The sequence below is a fragment of the Pseudomonas caspiana genome, assembly GCF_002158995.1.
Classification (GTDB): domain Bacteria; phylum Pseudomonadota; class Gammaproteobacteria; order Pseudomonadales; family Pseudomonadaceae; genus Aquipseudomonas; species Aquipseudomonas caspiana.
The window spans coordinates 234,691-249,553 of the sequence record NZ_LOHF01000003.1 but is presented as its reverse complement, the minus strand read 5'-3'; the positions used below and the strand labels follow the sequence as shown (position 1 = coordinate 249,553).

Genomic DNA, 14,863 nt, shown 5'->3' with positions numbered 1-14,863 from the left:
AGGACCGCATTCCAGGCTGGAATCTGAAATTCATCACCCGCTAAACCGTTCCCGATAAGCCATCGGTGTCACCCCCAATCCGCGCAAGAAGCTACGCCGCAAGGTCTCCTCGCTGCCAAACCCACACCGCGCCGCAACGCGTTTGATGGGCAATGTGCTGTCCGCCAATAACCGCCGGGCCGCTTCGACCCGCAATTGTTCGATGGCCTTGGCGGGCGTGATGCCGGTTTGCGCCCGATAGTGACGAACAAAGCTGCGCTCGCTCATTCCGACCCGAGCAGCCAGTGCAGCAACACCAAGATCGCTGGTCAGATTCTCGATAATCCAGCCATGCAGATCGGCAAAACGTCTATCGTCAGCGGCGCTGGCCTGCTGCATTGACAGGGTTGCGCTGAATTGCGACTGGCCGCCCGGCCGCTTGAGAAACACCACCAGATCGCGCGCCACGGCCAGTGCGATGGCGTGGCCCAGATCCTCTTCGACCAGTGCCAAGGCCAGATCAATGCCTGCTGTAACACCGGCTGAGGTCCAGTAACCATGGTCGTTGATGAAGATCGGATCGGGATCGACCCGTAACGCTGGATATTGCCGGGCCAGCGCCTCGCAACTGTGCCAATGGGTCACCACGCGGCGGCCGTCGAGCAAGCCGGTCGCGGCCAGCAGAAACGCGCCACTGCACACCGAGGCCACGCGTCTGGCAGCGCGGGCTCGTTCGTGCAGCCAGCGCACCAGCTCAGGATCGCTGGCCGCTACTTGCACACCGCGGCCCCCCGCCACGATCAACGTGTCGCTGGGTTCACTGGCCAGCGGCAAAGGCCAGGTCAGCAAGCCCAATCCGGCGGACGACTCTACCGCCTGATCCTGCGCCGCGATGACCTTCACCTGGTAGGGCAACGGCAAGCCTTGTTGCCGGGCTTGCACGTTAGCCGATGCAAAGACCTGCAAAGGGCCGCAGACGTCGAGGACCTGAACATTTGGAAACGCAAGAATGTGCACGGATCTGGGTTGATCGGTCATGAGCGTGATCCGCAAACCGTTGGCGTAAAAAGAGGGGTATATGGCGAATGCGCCAAAGGCTAAACCGCTAGAGTTGTTGCGTCTACCTCAACCTCAAGCGAACTCCATATGACCCTGCACATCGGCTTGCTCGTATTTCCCAAAGTGCAACAACTGGACCTGACCGGTCCTTACGACGTGTTTGCCTCAACACCCGGCGTGACCGTGCATTTGATCTGGAAGGACATCGAACCTTTGTATTCCAGCACCGGCCTGCAACTCAAACCGACTCAGACCTTTGCTGCTTGCCCGCCACTGGACGTGTTGTGTATTCCGGGCGGGCAGGGCATCGACACCCTGCTGGAGGACGAACAAACCCTGGCTTTCATCCGCGAGCAGGCGCCGACCGTGAAATACCTGACCTCGGTCTGTACCGGCGCATTGGTGCTTGGCGCGGCCGGGTTGTTGAAGGGCAAGCGAGCGACCACTCATTGGGCCTCGCATGAATTGCTGGAGAGTTTCGGTGCAATCGCCGTGCATGAACGCGTGGTCCGCGATGGCAACCTGATGACGGGAGGCGGTGTGACGGCGGGAATTGATTTCGCCTTGACGCTGGTAAGCGAAATGTTCGGAGCGGTGCAGGCGCAGACCGTGCAGCTGCAACTGGAATACGCCCCTGCGCCGCCTTTCCATGCAGGCCACCCCTCAACCGCACCCGCAGAAGTCCTGGCATTGGCCAGCGAGCGACTCCGGGAGTCCATCGCGCAACGCCGCGAGATCGTGGCGCGACGGGTGGCAAAGTCTTAGGGTTTTACGACAGGGACTTCATACCAGCCGAGGAACATGTCGAGTGTCGACTCGATGACACGGGTTTGATCTTCGGCACTCAGTACCGGCTTGTTGAAAGTCACCTGAGGCCAGAACGCGAAGCCCTTGAGCAGACCATGCATCTGCGTGGCGGCGAAGGTCGGGTCGGCAGGCTTGAGACGGCCGTCGGCCTGGGCAGCGCGGATCCATGCGGCAAAGGTTTCTTCGCGCTCATCCAGACGCGCCAGCCAGGCTTGCGCGCGTTCGGGTGAGTGGATCGTTGCACCCAGCGCAACCCGGGCCAGATCAAGGCAATTAGGATCAGAAAGGGTCTGCATTTTTGCCTGCAACATACTGCGCAACTGATGACGCAGTGTCACGCCGGGCCGATAGATTGAATCCGCAATCTCGCCAATACGGCACCAGAGGCGCTGAAGGATTTCCGCGAACAGTTCTTCCTTGCTCGGGAAATGGTTGTAGACCGTGCGTTTGGAAACCTCCGCCCGTGCGGCAATGCGGTCCATGCTGGTCACTTCAAACCCGGTCTCGCGGAACTCGGCAATGGCTGCCAGCACGATAGCTTCGCGTTTTCGGTCGGTGAGTCGCAGGGGAGCAGTCATAGGTCTCGCTTCAAACAAGTGTTTTGATAAAAAGTACACCCGGCAGTTTACTTGTCATCAATGATGATGCAAGCTTAAAACTACACTGTGTAGTGTAAAACTAGGTTACACATTATCTTCCTTTTCCGCTATTGCAAAGCGGAGGCGATGATGAGCAGCGCGGCAAACTCCCGGAGTCAGCAGACCATGTCAAAGACCACAGAAAATTCGTCAGCTCAGCCATTACCAACCCTGCAGAAGCACGAGGGGCGTTATCGCAACCCCGTACCTATGAGTCGTATGGGCTTTTTCAAAACGCTGGGAATTTTCTGGAACATGGCCTTCAAGAAACCATCGGTCACACGTCCCTCGGGGGAAATTCCAGTGCAATCATTGTCGCGTCAACAGCTTCTGGCTGCGCCTGACTACACGGTCTACCGCCTTGGGCATTCCACGGTTTTGCTGAAAATGCGCGGGGTGTTCTGGCTGACTGATCCTGTCTTTGCCGAGCGTGCTTCGCCGGTGCAATGGGCCGGGCCGCAGCGCTTCCATCAGCCGCCTGTAAGCCTGGAGGAACTGCCGCCGATCAAGGCAGTGATTCTGTCCCATAACCACTACGATCATCTCGACCACATGGCGATCAAGGCGCTGGAAGCAAAGACCGACCACTTCCTGACGCCGTTGGGTGTGGGGGATACGTTGATGGAGTGGGGCGTACCCGCGCACAAGATTCAGCAACTGGATTGGTGGCAGTCCACTGAAGTACATGGCATGCAGTTTGTGGCTACGCCCTCGCAACACTTCTCCGGCCGTACGCTGCTGGACCGCAATCGCAGCCTGTGGGCGTCCTGGGTCATGCACGATGAACATCAACGGATCTTCTTCAGCGGCGATACTGGTTACTTCGACGGCTTCAAAACCATTGGTGAACAGTACGGTCCGTTTGACCTCACCTTGATGGAAACCGGTGCCTACAACGTCGACTGGCCCGACGTGCACATGCAACCAGAAGAAACCCTGCAAGCGCACATTGACCTGCGCGGGCGCTGGCTGCTGCCGATCCATAACGGCACCTTTGACCTGGCCATGCATGCCTGGCACGAGCCCTTCGACCGCATCATCGCGTTGGCCTGGGAGCGGAATGTCTCAATCACTACGCCACAAATGGGACAGCCGTTTTACGTGCAATACCCGTGTCGCGGCAATGCCTGGTGGCTGGGCATGGAAGGGGTGCGGGAAGTGCCGCTGGAAGAAAACCGCCGTTTTCAGTACGTGCGGCGCAATGCTTGACGCCTGCCTGTGCAGGCGAACTCGCTGCCACTGACTACGCGCGGGGGCCTGTGGGAGTGGTGCTGGCCCGCGATTGGGTTTGCAAATTATCGCGGGCCAGCACCGCTCCCACATGAGATCACCGGTAATACCCTCAGCTCTGCTTGGGATCCGCAGGTGTGCCCGGTCTCGGTTGCTCGCCTTTCTCATTCATCTGCTTGTTCTTCTCGCCAATCTTTCCGGCATTTTCCGGTTTGTGGTCGAGGTCTTCGCGGTTCGATTCCTGGTCTTTCGCTTGCTCGGTCATCACGGCATCTCTTGTTTGTTGTTGATAGAGATTGGGCAACGCCAGGTCGACAAGATTCGTATTATTTTTCATCCTTTCAAGCCCGATCCGTCATCGCCGCCAGCGCCACCGATGTCGCTGCCGTCCGGGTTTCAACGCCCAGCTTGATGTAGATATGTTCCAGGTGCTTGTTCACCGTGCGCGGGCTGAGTTGCAGGATGTCGCCGATGTCTTTGTTGGTCTTGCCGCAGGACACCCAGCGCAGCACTTCAATCTCTCGTTCAGTGAGCTGGAAGCGGCTGGAGAGTTTGCCGTAGGCGGGCTTGTCGTCGAAGCCCAGGCTGGCGGATTGTGAGGCGTTGCGGGCAGTTTGCAGGATGCGCGCGGTGCGTAAATGGGAGGCGACCCGTGCCAGGACTTCGTCGCAGACGATAGGTTTGGTCACGTAGTCGATGGCCCCGGCTTCGAAGCCTTTGACCACGTGTTCGCTGTCGGTGAGGGCCGTCATAAACAGGATCGGAATGTTAGCGCTTTCCGGTTGTGCCTTGATCCGGCGACAGGTTTCGAAGCCGTCCAGACCGGGCATCATGGCGTCCAGCAGGATCAGGTCCGGGCGCCTGCGTTGAATGCGGTTTAGAGCGCTGCTGCCGTCCAGAGCCACCAGCACCATGTAGCCGGCTTCGTCCAGCGCGTCGGAGAGCAACGCGAGATTGTCCGGGGTGTCGTCGACGATCAGGATCACGCTGTTATCAGCGGGTTGGATCGGGGCGTTCATTGAGGGCCTCCTTCAGTTGCAGGCTGAGTTCATCCAGACGAAAGCCCTTGGCAAGGGTTCGCAGGTCGGCGATGAAGCTGGCGCTGGTGATGCTTTCCCGCTCGATGGCATCGAGTTTGGCCTGGATGCCACGCACATAACCCAGGCCGCACAGCTCGTACAGATCCAGCAGATCCTGACGGGGCGGCAGAGTCCACGGCGCTTTGACCACCGAGACCGAGCGCAGGCGACGCAACCATTGCAGTTGCAAATGGTGTTGAATGCGATCCAGCAGTTGCTGGATGTGTACCGGCTTGGCGAGATAGTCGTTGCAGACCTCAGGCAGGCTACGCTCCTTGTCGTCGGTAAACGGATTGGCGTTCGCTGAAATGATGATGATCGGTGCCAGCGACAGGGCGTTGCGGCGGATCAGGCGGCTGGTTTCCCAACCGTCCATGTCCGGCATCGATAAGTCCATGAGAATCAGGTCCGGGTGCAGCAGCGACACCTGACGAATTGCTTCCTGACCATTCGCCGCCTGGGCGACTTCAAAGCCCAGCGGTGTGAGCATGCCGCTGATGATCTTGCGATGCTCGATATGATCGTCCACCACCAGAATCAGCCGTCGTTCGCCCTCATAGCCCATGACGTCGTGATCCACATGGATCACTGCCTTCGGTACCCGGACTTCCGACAGAAACAGCCGGACCTGAAAGCGCGTGCCTTCGTCGGGCTGGCTGGTAACGGACAAGGCGCCGCCCATCAACGAGGTGAGCATGCGCGTGATGGTCAAACCCAAACCGACGCCGTTGTCCTGACGCACCAGACCGCCGCGTTCGAAGGGCTGGAAGATCCGCTCGATCTGCTCGGGAGCGATGCCGATTCCGGTGTCGATGATGTCGAAAATCGCCGTTTCCCGGCGGTAACTGACGCGCAGGCAGACTTCGCCGCTGTCGGTGAAATTCACTGCGTTGCCCAGCAAATTGATCAGGATTTGCCGCACGCGTTTCTCGTCGCCGCGAACCACCGCAGGCATGCGCCCCTCCACATCGAGCCGGAAGGTCAGGCCCTTTTCCCGCGCTGTCGGGGCAAACATCTGCTCAAGATCGTGCAGGAATTCCTGAAAGAGGATTTCCGACGGCTCAAGGCGCAGTTTGCCTGCCTCGATTTTGGCGACATCCAGTAATCCGTCGATCAACGACAGCAAGTGCGAACTGCTGCGCAGGATGGTCGCCAGCGGATCCTGCTGATGGGCCGGTGTTGCAGGGTCGCGTTGCAGAATCTGGGTGAAACCGAGAATGCTGTTCAGCGGTGTGCGCAGCTCATGAGACAGGCCGGTCACGTAGCGGCTCTTGGCCGCATTGGCTGCCTCCGAGGCTTCCTTGGCTTTTTGCAGGGCCTGATCAGTCTTATCGTGAGCATCGATTTCCTGCATCAGCAATGAAGTCTGGCGGTCCGATTCTTCCAGCGCCACACGACGGCTTTCCCGGGTCAGTACTACCCACCAGGCCAGAATTCCGGCGAACACGCAGAGGGTGAAGAACGCTTTGAGAAAGGCGAGAAACAGCGTGTGATGCACGGCGGGGGACTGGTCAATCAGGCTGTGAGACACCTGGCCATAGATCACCGCAAGAGCACCGGAAATGGTCAGCAGCAGGATCGTCAACAGACCCAGGTATTGCGCCAGTCGGGTATGCAGATAGTGCAGCGGCAGTTTCGGCAGCACTTTGCTGATCACGTCTTCGAACTGCATCGACAGCCGCGCGCGGCTTTTGCACTGGTCGGCGCAGCGGGCGTCCAGCGAACAGCACAACGAGCAGATGGGCGAGCTGTAAGCCGGGCAGTAAGCCATGTCCGGCGTTTCGAATTCATTGCTGCACAAGCCACAGCGCAGGCTCGTCTGCTGCCCGAGCGGGAAGAGTTGCAGCGGGTCGCTGGTGCGGGCGATGTAGTACTTGCCTTGGGTCCACCAGGCGATCAACGGTGCGGCAATCAACGCAGTGGTCAGGGAAATCAGCGGCGGGGCGGCCTGAGCCAGTTCGCCGAATGCCCCGAAATGGGCACTGATCGACAGCAATGAAGCAATCGACATGGCGCCGACGCCGACGGGGTTGATGTCATACAGGTGCGCGCGTTTGAATTCGATGTGTTTCGGCGAGAAGCCCAGCGGCTTGTTGATCACCAGATCCGCTACGAGCGTGCCGATCCAGGCAATGGCCACGTTGGCGTACAGGCCGAGCACTTGCTCGATCGCGTCGAATACTCCCAGCTCCATCAGGATCAGGGCGATGGCGACGTTGAACACCAGCCACACCACACGGCCCGGATGACTGTGGGTGACGCGGGCAAAAAAGTTCGACCAGGCCAGAGAACCGGCGTAGGCATTGGTCAGGTTGATCTTGATCTGGGAAATGATCACGAACAGCACCATGGCCGCCAGGGCCCATTCCGGCGAGCTGAACACGTAACGGAACGCCACCAGATACATCTGCGTTGGTTCTGCGGCGCGCTCGATGGGCACTTCGTGTTGCAGGGCGAGGAAGGCCAGAAAGGCGCCAGCCATGATTTTCAGCGCACCGGGGATTATCCATCCGGGCCCGGCCATCAACAGTGCGGCCCACCAGCGTTTGCGGTTCTTGCGGGTTTTTTCCGGGAGAAAGCGTAAATAGTCGACCTGTTCGCCGATTTGCGTCACCAACGACAGCGCAACGCTGAACGCTGCACCAAAGAACAGCAGATTGAAGGTGCCGCCTTCGCCTTCGCGCCCGGCAAAGGTCGTCAGGTCGGTGAGGGCTTCTGGGTTTTTCCAGATGACGAAGATGTACGGCACCAGCAACAAGGTCAGCCACAGCGGTTGTGACCACATCTGCAAACGGCTGATCAGGGTGATGCCGTAAGCCACCAGCGGGATGACGATGATCGAACAGATGACGTAAGCCATGGCCAGCGGGATCTGGAAATACAGCTCGATGGCCAGCGCCATGATCGCCGCTTCAAGGGCAAAGAACAGGAAGGTGAAGCTGGCGTAGATCAGCGAAGTAATGGTCGAGCCGATATAGCCAAAGCCTGCGCCGCGGGTCAGCAAATCCATGTCCACGCCGTAGCGGGCCGCGTAGTAGCTGATGGGCAGGCCGGTCAGGAAGATCACCAGCGCCGTGGCGAGGATCGCCCACAAGGTGTTGGTGAATCCATAACTCATCACCAGCGCACCGCCAATGGCCTCCAGCGCCAGAAACGAAACCGCCCCGACGGCGGTGTTGGCGATGCGAAATTCCGACCATTTGCGAAAGGATTTCGGGGTGAAACGTAAGGCGTAATCCTCCATGGTCTCGTCCGCGACCAGGCTGTTGTAATCGCGGCGTACCTTGACGATGCGTTGGGAGCCGGAGGGTCGCACGGTCGATTTCCTGAAAGGTTATTGAATTGCCGACAGCAACTTCCGTGCCTGTGAGTTGAATCTCCGTTGTTCCTGACACGGCGCTGACCCTGTGGGAGCTGGGCTTGCCCGCGATAAAGCTGGATGCGATCCAAAGTGAACCGCGTCCTGCCTTGTCGCGGGCAAGCCCGGCTCCCACATGAGATATGCGCAAGGTTTCCAGGCACACATGTGCGCGCAATCATCCTCGTTTTTGCGCAATCCGGCCCTACGTCAAATGACGTAGCCCGGTACGTCATGGTGCGTATACCGGCTTTGGTTCTTCGACCTCATGCTTGCCGCAACTTCGCTGCGATGCCCTTTGGAATCGCCGCGGACCCACAAGCACAGGAGCGGGAACATGGATTCACGACTGACAGGCGCTAAAAGGTTTTTGCCACGTCGATTGGCGCTGGGCGCTGCTGCGCTTTCGCTGATCGCGGCCGGAGTGTTCGGGCAAGTGGCACTGGCCGATGACGCCAACACCACCGGGCTCGCCGTGACCGCCACCGAAGTGACCGTCGGCCAGTTGCACTCGGCTACCGGCACCATGGCGATTTCCGAGACCGGTTCGATCCAGGCCGAGCGTCTGGCCATCGAGCAGATCAACGCCTCGGGCGGCATCCTCGGTCGGCAGATCAAAGTCGTGCAGGAAGACGGCGCGTCTGACTGGCCGACCTTCGCCGAGAAAGCCAAGAAACTGCTGGTCGGCGACAAGGTTGCCGCGGTGTTCGGCTGCTGGACCTCGGCCTCGCGCAAAGCGGTGTTGCCGGTGTTCGAGAAGGAAAACGGCCTGCTGTACTACCCGACCTTTTATGAAGGCCTGGAACAGTCGAAAAACGTGATTTATACCGGTCAGGAAGCCACCCAGCAGATTCTTGCGAGCCTTGACTGGATCGCCAAGACCAAAGGCGCCAAGACCTTCTACCTGATCGGCTCGGACTACATCTGGCCGCGCACCTCCATGAAGATCGCCCGTAAACACATTGAAAACGTGCTTGAAGGCACCGTGGTCGGCGAGGACTACTACCCGCTGGGCAACACTCAATTCGGTTCGTTGATCAACAAGGTCAAGCTGAAAAAGCCTGACGTGGTGTTCGCCGCCGTGGTCGGTGGCTCCAACGTTGCCTTCTACAAACAGATGAAAGCTGCGGGTGTGACGGCTGACAAACAGAACCTGCTGACCCTGTCGGTGACAGAAGACGAATTGCTGGGCATCGGCGGCGAAAATATGAAGGGCTTCTACGCCTCCATGAAGTACTTCCAGAGCCTGGATAACCCCAACAACAAAGCCTTCGTCGATGCCTTCAAAGCCAAATACGGCAAGGATTCAGTGATGGGCGACGTGACCCAGGCCGCTTATCTGGGTCCATGGTTGTGGAAAGCAGCGGTTGAGAAGGCCGGTAGCTTCGACATCGACAAAGTAGTCGCTGCATCGCCCGGCATCGAGCTGAAAACCGCGCCTGAGGGCTACGTCAAAGTTCACGAAAACCATCACCTGTGGAGCAAGACCCGCATCGGTGAAGTACAGAGCGATGGCCAGTTCAAGGTGATCTACGAGTCGGACCTGATCGAGCCGAATCCGTTTCCGAAGGGTTATCAGTAATAGTTGACGAAACCCCGTAGGAGCGCGCTTGCCCGCGATAAGGTCGGAACGACCTTCCAGCTGTAGTGCGTTCACTATTTTTGCGACTGCTTGGCAGCCGATCGCGGGCAAGCGCGCTCCTACAGCTTTTAATCCTCGGAGACCATCATCATGGAATGGCTATCGGAATTTGGTGCCATCGCGGCCATGCAGGGGTTCAACGGGTTATCCGTGTTCTGCGTACTGCTGCTGATGGCCCTGGGGCTGGCGATCATTTTTGGCCAGATGGGCGTGATCAACATGGCCCACGGTGAATTTCTCACCATCGGTGCGTACACCACTTACGTGATGTCCAGCCTGACGTTGCAGTACACGCCGTCCATGCAGCCTTACTACTTTTTCTTCGCCATCGCGTTGTCGTTCGTGGTGGCCGGTGCCATCGGCTGGGTTGTCGAATCGGTGATGATCAGCCGTTTGTACCATCGCCCGCTGGATACTTTGCTCGCCACCTGGGGTTTGTCGCTGGTGATGCAGCAGGCCTTTCGCTCGATCTTCGGCGCCCGGGAAGTCAGCGCTACGCCGCCTGAATGGCTCATGGGCTCGGTCAGCCTCAGTGATGCCATCGAGATTCCTCGCAACGGCCTGTTCGTCATGGGCCTGACCATTGTGCTTACCGCGACGATTTTTCTGATGCTGTACCGCACTCGTTGGGGGCTGCACGTTCGCGCCACGGTGCAGAACCGGATCATGAGCCGCGCTGTAGGCATTAATACCCGCAAGGTCGACCGCATGACGTTTGCGCTCGGCTGCGGCGTCGCCGGGGTTGCCGGTGCCGCGTTCACCACCATCGGCTCCACCGGGCCAACCGCGGGTTCGCTGTACATCGTCGACACCTTTCTGGTGGTGGTTTTCGGTGGTGCGCAGAGCCTGTTTGGCACCATTGCCTCGGCGTTTGCCATCGCTCAAACCCAGTCGATTTCCGAATTCTTCATGAGCGGTTCCATGGCCAAGGTCCTGACCCTGTCAGCCGTGATCCTGATTCTGCTGATGCGCCCGCAAGGGTTGTTCTCCAGCAAAGTACGCAAGTAGAGGCGGCCTGATGAATGCTCTAAATAAATTAATGGGTGGTCGGCAGGGTGTCGTGGGGCTACTGATACTTGCCACGCTGATTCTGGTGGTGTTCCCGCTGACGCTGGACGCCTTCCGGCTGAACATGGTCGGCAAATACCTGACCTACGCCTTCGTCGCCGTCGGCCTGGTGCTGTGCTGGGGCTACGGCGGGATTCTCAGCCTAGGCCAGGGCGTGTTCTTCGGTCTGGGCGGTTACTGCATGGCGATGTTTCTCAAGCTGGAGGCGTCGGACCCGGAAAGCACCAAAATCCAGTCCACCCCCGGCATCCCGGACTTCATGGACTGGAACCAGATCACCGAACTGCCGTGGTTGTGGGTGCCGTTTCACAGCTTCACGTTCACGGTCGTTGCCGTGATCGGCGTGCCGGTGATTCTCGCGCTGGTGATCGGTCTGGCGATGTTCAAACGCCGGGTGGGCGATGTGTATTTCTCCATCGTGACCCAGGCGATCGCGCTGATTCTTACTGTGCTGATCATCGGCCAGCAAGGCCTGACCGGCGGCGTCAACGGCATCACCGACCTGAAGACCTTGCTGGGTTGGGACATCCGCAGCGACGGCGCAAAACTGGCCCTGTACTTCATCAATGCCGCGCTGCTGCTGGCTTGCATTCTGATTGGCAAATTCATCCTCGCCTCCAAGCTTGGCCGACTGCTCATGGCGATGCGCGACAAGGAAGAACGGGTGCGTTTTTCCGGCTATGACGTGGCCAGTTTCAAGATTTTTGTGTTCTGCGTCGCAGCGGCATTCTCGGCCATTGGCGGGGCGATGTTCGCCTTGCAGGTGGGCTTCATGTCGCCGTCCTTCGTGGGCATCGTGCCCTCCATCGAAATGGTGATCTTTGCCGCCGTGGGTGGACGCATGTCCTTGCTCGGCGCTGTGTACGGCTCGCTGCTGGTTAATTACGGCAAGACCTACTTCTCCGAATCTTTCCCTGAGCTCTGGCTGTACCTGATGGGTGGCCTGTTCATCGCGGTGGTCATGTACTTCCCCAACGGTCTGGCCGGTTTGTGGGAAAGCCATGGCCGCAAATGGCTCGCCGCAGTACGCGGCAAACCTGCGCCGGTGCTTGAAAAACCGCATATCACACCGGTTCAGGCCATGCCCAAAGCCAGCGTCACGCCTCTGGAGACTCAGCCATGACCAGCCCGACTGGCTTTCAAATGAACAAACCGGTGCTGGCGATCGAAGGGCTGACGGTGTCATTCGACGGCTTCAAGGCGGTGGACGACCTCAATCTGTACATCGACCGCAACGAAGTACGGGTGGTGATCGGTCCCAACGGTGCGGGCAAGACCACGGTGCTGGATCTGATCTGCGGCAAGACCCGCGCTACGGGCGGCAGCATCCAGTTCGAGGGCCGGGAGCTAACCAAAATGCACGAGTACGACATCGTTCGCGCCGGTGTCGGACGCAAATTCCAGACCCCGTCGATCTACGACAACCTGAGCGTGTTCGAGAACCTGGAAATGTCTTTTCCGGCAGGGCGTTCCGTGTTCGGCGCGTTGTTTTTCAAGCGCTCCGATGAAGTGGTTGCGCGGGTCAGGGACGTCGCGGCGGACATCTTCCTCGGTGATCTGCTTGAGCAGCAGGCGGGCTTGCTCTCCCACGGCCAGAAGCAGTGGCTGGAGATCGGCATGTTGCTCATGCAGGACCCGCAATTGCTGATGCTCGACGAGCCGGTCGCCGGGATGAGCGTCAGCGAGCGTTCGCAGACCGCCGAGCTGCTCAATCGCATCAGTGAGGGCCGCTCGGTGCTGGTTATCGAGCACGACATGGAGTTCGTCAAGAGCATCGCCCACAAGGTCACGGTGCTGCATCAGGGCAAGGTGCTGGCCGAGGGCAGCATGGAGTCGGTGCAGACCAACCCGAAAGTCATTGAAGTTTATCTGGGCCACTAATCAGGAGCGCGGCATGTTCAAGATCAATCAGCTGGCGTGCGGTTATGGCCAGAGCCAGATCCTTCATGGCCTGGACCTCAGTGTCGAAAAGCAGGAAATCATTGCGGTCATGGGCCGCAACGGCATGGGCAAGACTACGTTGTTCAAGAGTCTGATGGGCATCCTGCCGCAATGGGGCGGGCAGGTGCAGGTCGAGGGCGTTGATGTCTCGGCCATGGAAACCCATTCGCGGGTTGAGCACGGCATGGCGTATGTGCCGCAAGGGCGGATGATTTTTCCGGCCATGAGCGTGCTGGAAAACATTCAGACCGGCTTGCCGGCATCGGCTCGCGGCATCGTCCCGGAAGACTTGTACGCGTTGTTCCCGGTGCTCTACGACATGCGCGGTCGACGCGGCGGCAACTTGTCAGGCGGTCAGCAACAGCAACTGGCGATTGCGCGTGCGCTGGCGACCAACCCCAAGGTTTTATTACTCGATGAGCCAACCGAAGGCATCCAGCCGTCGATCATCAAGGACATCGCCCGCACCCTGAAAGAGATCCGCACCTTGCGCAACCTGACCATTGTGGTCTCCGAGCAAGTGCTGTCATTCACCCTGGAGATCGCTGACCGATTCCTGGTGATCGAGAAAGGCCGCTTCGTGATTGAAGAGACCCGGGCCAATGTCGATGAAGCGACGATCAGTCGGTATTTGTCGGTTTAGTTCGCTGTGAATTTTTGTCCGGCCTTATCGCGGGCAAGCACCGCTCCCACATTTACACCCTATTCCCATGTGGGAGCGGTGCTTGCCCGCGATGCAGGCGCCACCTACCTGAAGGAGAAACGCCATGACCGAAACACTGATCAAAGTCGACCTCAACCAGCCAGCCACCGAAAACGAGAACATCCACAATCGCTGGCATCCGGACATTCCGATGGCAGCGTGGGTCAAGCCGGGGGATGACTTTATCCTCGAAACCTATGACTGGACCGCTGGCGCGATCAAGAACGATGACGACGCCAGCGATGTGCGCGACGTGGATCTGGCCACCGTGCATTACCTGTCCGGGCCGATTGGCGTGCATGGCGCCGAACCGGGTGACTTGCTGGTCGTAGACCTGCTGGACATCGGTGCGCGAGCGGACTCCCAGTGGGGGTTCAACGGTTTCTTTTCACGCAACAACGGTGGCGGCTTCCTCACCGATCATTTTCCTTCGGCACAGAAAGCCATCTGGGACTTCAAGGGCATGATGACCAGCTCCCGGCACATTCCCGGTGTGGAATTCGCCGGGTTGATTCACCCGGGCCTGATCGGCTGCCTGCCGGATCACAAGATGCTCGCCGAGTGGAACAAGCGCGAGCAGGAACTGATCGACACCAATCCGACCCGTGTACCGCCACTGGCCAATCCACCCCATGCGAAAACCGCGCACCTGGGCAAGCTGAAAGGCCCGGCTCGAGACATGGCGGCCGCGACCGGCGCTCGTACCGTGCCGCCTCGTGAACACGGTGGTAATTGCGACATCAAGGATTTGTCCCGTGGCTCGAAAGTGTTCTTCCCGGTCTACGTCGACGGTGCGGGTCTGTCGGTGGGCGATCTGCACTTCAGCCAGGGCGATGGCGAGATCACCTTCTGCGGCGCGATCGAAATGGCTGGCTGGGTGCACATGCGCGTCGAGCTGATTAAGGGCGGCATGGCGAAATACGGCATCAAGAACCCGGTGTTCAAACCGAGCCCCATCGTGCCCACTTACAACAAGTACCTGATCTTCGAAGGCATCTCGGTGGACGAATCAGGCCAGCAGCATTACCTGGACGTCAACATTGCGTATCGCCAGGCGTGTCTGAACGCCATCAACTACATGACCAAGTTCGGCTATTCACCGGCTCAGGGTTACGCGTTGCTTGGCTCGGCGCCAGTGCAAGGACATATCAGCGGCATCGTAGACATCCCCAACGCCTGTGCCACGTTGTGGCTGCCGACCGAGATCTTCCAGTTCGACATCAACCCGAACGCCAACGGGCCGACCAAATTCATTGATGGGTTGGTTGATCTGCCGATTGCCTACGATTTGTAAATCGTCGCCACCTTCCTGTAGGAGCCGCCGAAGGCTGCGAAAGCGTTGGATCAGTTAAATCCATT

Annotated in this window: 13 protein-coding genes; 8 read left to right on the top strand and 5 right to left on the bottom strand. The window is 59.0% G+C overall.

The window, feature by feature from the left end; all coding sequences use genetic code 11:
• Window positions 1–33: 33 nt before the first annotated feature.
• Window positions 34–1,017 (bottom strand): GlxA family transcriptional regulator, encoded by a 984-nt coding sequence (locus AUC60_RS05945; RefSeq protein ID WP_087265162.1) that lies wholly within the window; start codon window positions 1,015–1,017, stop codon window positions 34–36.
• 108 nt (window positions 1,018–1,125) lie between these two features.
• On the opposite strand from AUC60_RS05945, the gene AUC60_RS05940 reads away from it, so the two are divergent.
• Window positions 1,126–1,803, top strand: a complete 678-nt coding sequence (locus AUC60_RS05940; RefSeq protein WP_087265161.1) for a DJ-1/PfpI family protein — start codon at window positions 1,126–1,128, stop codon at window positions 1,801–1,803.
• Here AUC60_RS05940 and AUC60_RS05935 read toward each other — a convergent pair.
• Entirely contained in the window at window positions 1,800–2,423 is a 624-nt protein-coding gene (locus AUC60_RS05935) for a TetR/AcrR family transcriptional regulator (RefSeq protein ID WP_087265160.1), read from the bottom strand. The genes AUC60_RS05940 and AUC60_RS05935 overlap by 4 nt on opposite strands.
• Window positions 2,424–2,609: 186 nt before the next feature.
• On the opposite strand from AUC60_RS05935, the gene AUC60_RS05930 reads away from it, so the two are divergent.
• Entirely contained in the window at window positions 2,610–3,692 is a 1,083-nt protein-coding gene (locus AUC60_RS05930) for an MBL fold metallo-hydrolase (RefSeq protein ID WP_087265288.1), read from the top strand.
• 133 nt (window positions 3,693–3,825) lie between these two features.
• Here the strand turns inward: AUC60_RS05930 and AUC60_RS05925 are convergent, their stop codons facing one another.
• The 3 genes from AUC60_RS05925 to AUC60_RS05915 are packed head-to-tail and all read right to left on the bottom strand — an operon-like array spanning window position 3,826 to window position 8,108.
• Window positions 3,826–4,050: a hypothetical protein gene (locus AUC60_RS05925; protein WP_144443232.1), complete on the bottom strand. Its 225-nt coding sequence runs from the start codon at window positions 4,048–4,050 to the stop codon at window positions 3,826–3,828.
• A gap of 4 nt (window positions 4,051–4,054) precedes the next feature.
• Window positions 4,055–4,732, bottom strand: a complete 678-nt coding sequence (locus AUC60_RS05920) for a response regulator (protein WP_087265159.1) — start codon at window positions 4,730–4,732, stop codon at window positions 4,055–4,057.
• On the bottom strand, window positions 4,707–8,108 hold the full coding sequence (locus tag AUC60_RS05915; RefSeq protein WP_087265158.1) for an ATP-binding protein: 3,402 nt from the start codon (window positions 8,106–8,108) through the stop codon (window positions 4,707–4,709). The genes AUC60_RS05920 and AUC60_RS05915 overlap by 26 nt, the downstream gene beginning before the upstream one ends.
• A 379-nt stretch (window positions 8,109–8,487) precedes the next feature.
• Here AUC60_RS05915 and urtA point away from each other — a divergent pair, with 379 nt between their 5' ends.
• The 6 genes from urtA (at window position 8,488) to fmdA (ending at window position 14,798) form a co-directional block, all read left to right on the top strand.
• Window positions 8,488–9,732 (top strand): urea ABC transporter substrate-binding protein, encoded by a 1,245-nt coding sequence (gene urtA, locus AUC60_RS05910; RefSeq protein ID WP_087265157.1) that lies wholly within the window; start codon window positions 8,488–8,490, stop codon window positions 9,730–9,732.
• Between the two features lie 150 nt (window positions 9,733–9,882).
• Window positions 9,883–10,800, top strand: coding sequence for an urea ABC transporter permease subunit UrtB (gene urtB, locus AUC60_RS05905; protein ID WP_167384317.1), 918 nt, complete (start codon window positions 9,883–9,885; stop codon window positions 10,798–10,800).
• Between the two features lie 10 nt (window positions 10,801–10,810).
• Window positions 10,811–11,983 carry an urea ABC transporter permease subunit UrtC gene (gene urtC / locus AUC60_RS05900; protein ID WP_087265156.1) on the top strand — a complete coding sequence of 391 codons (1,173 nt, stop codon included), beginning with the start codon at window positions 10,811–10,813 and terminating at the stop codon, window positions 11,981–11,983.
• Window positions 11,980–12,741, top strand: coding sequence for an urea ABC transporter ATP-binding protein UrtD (gene urtD / locus AUC60_RS05895; RefSeq protein WP_087265155.1), 762 nt, complete (start codon window positions 11,980–11,982; stop codon window positions 12,739–12,741). Before urtC ends, urtD begins: the two co-directional genes overlap by 4 nt.
• A 13-nt stretch (window positions 12,742–12,754) precedes the next feature.
• The gene (gene urtE, locus AUC60_RS05890; protein WP_087265154.1) at window positions 12,755–13,444 is read left to right on the top strand and encodes an urea ABC transporter ATP-binding subunit UrtE; all 690 of its coding nucleotides are present in this window, start codon (window positions 12,755–12,757) and stop codon (window positions 13,442–13,444) included.
• 124 nt (window positions 13,445–13,568) lie between these two features.
• Entirely contained in the window at window positions 13,569–14,798 is a 1,230-nt protein-coding gene (fmdA, locus tag AUC60_RS05885; RefSeq protein ID WP_087265153.1) for a formamidase, read from the top strand.
• The last annotated feature ends 65 nt before the right edge of the window (window positions 14,799–14,863 follow it).

Bases quoted from the DNA above. Each gene is read 5' to 3' on its own strand.
- AUC60_RS05945 (WP_087265162.1), bottom strand. From the start codon at position 1,017: ATGACCGATCAACCCAGATCCGTGCACATTCTTGCGTTTCCAAATGTT.
- AUC60_RS05940 (WP_087265161.1), top strand. From the start codon at position 1,126: ATGACCCTGCACATCGGCTTGCTCGTATTTCCCAAAGTGCAACAACTG.
- AUC60_RS05935 (WP_087265160.1), bottom strand. From the start codon at position 2,423: ATGACTGCTCCCCTGCGACTCACCGACCGAAAACGCGAAGCTATCGTG.
- AUC60_RS05930 (WP_087265288.1), top strand. From the start codon at position 2,610: ATGTCAAAGACCACAGAAAATTCGTCAGCTCAGCCATTACCAACCCTG.
- AUC60_RS05925 (WP_144443232.1), bottom strand. From the start codon at position 4,050: ATGAAAAATAATACGAATCTTGTCGACCTGGCGTTGCCCAATCTCTAT.
- AUC60_RS05920 (WP_087265159.1), bottom strand. From the start codon at position 4,732: ATGAACGCCCCGATCCAACCCGCTGATAACAGCGTGATCCTGATCGTC.
- urtA (WP_087265157.1), top strand. From the start codon at position 8,488: ATGGATTCACGACTGACAGGCGCTAAAAGGTTTTTGCCACGTCGATTG.
- urtB (WP_167384317.1), top strand. From the start codon at position 9,883: ATGGAATGGCTATCGGAATTTGGTGCCATCGCGGCCATGCAGGGGTTC.
- urtC (WP_087265156.1), top strand. From the start codon at position 10,811: ATGAATGCTCTAAATAAATTAATGGGTGGTCGGCAGGGTGTCGTGGGG.
- urtD (WP_087265155.1), top strand. From the start codon at position 11,980: ATGACCAGCCCGACTGGCTTTCAAATGAACAAACCGGTGCTGGCGATC.
- urtE (WP_087265154.1), top strand. From the start codon at position 12,755: ATGTTCAAGATCAATCAGCTGGCGTGCGGTTATGGCCAGAGCCAGATC.
- fmdA (WP_087265153.1), top strand. From the start codon at position 13,569: ATGACCGAAACACTGATCAAAGTCGACCTCAACCAGCCAGCCACCGAA.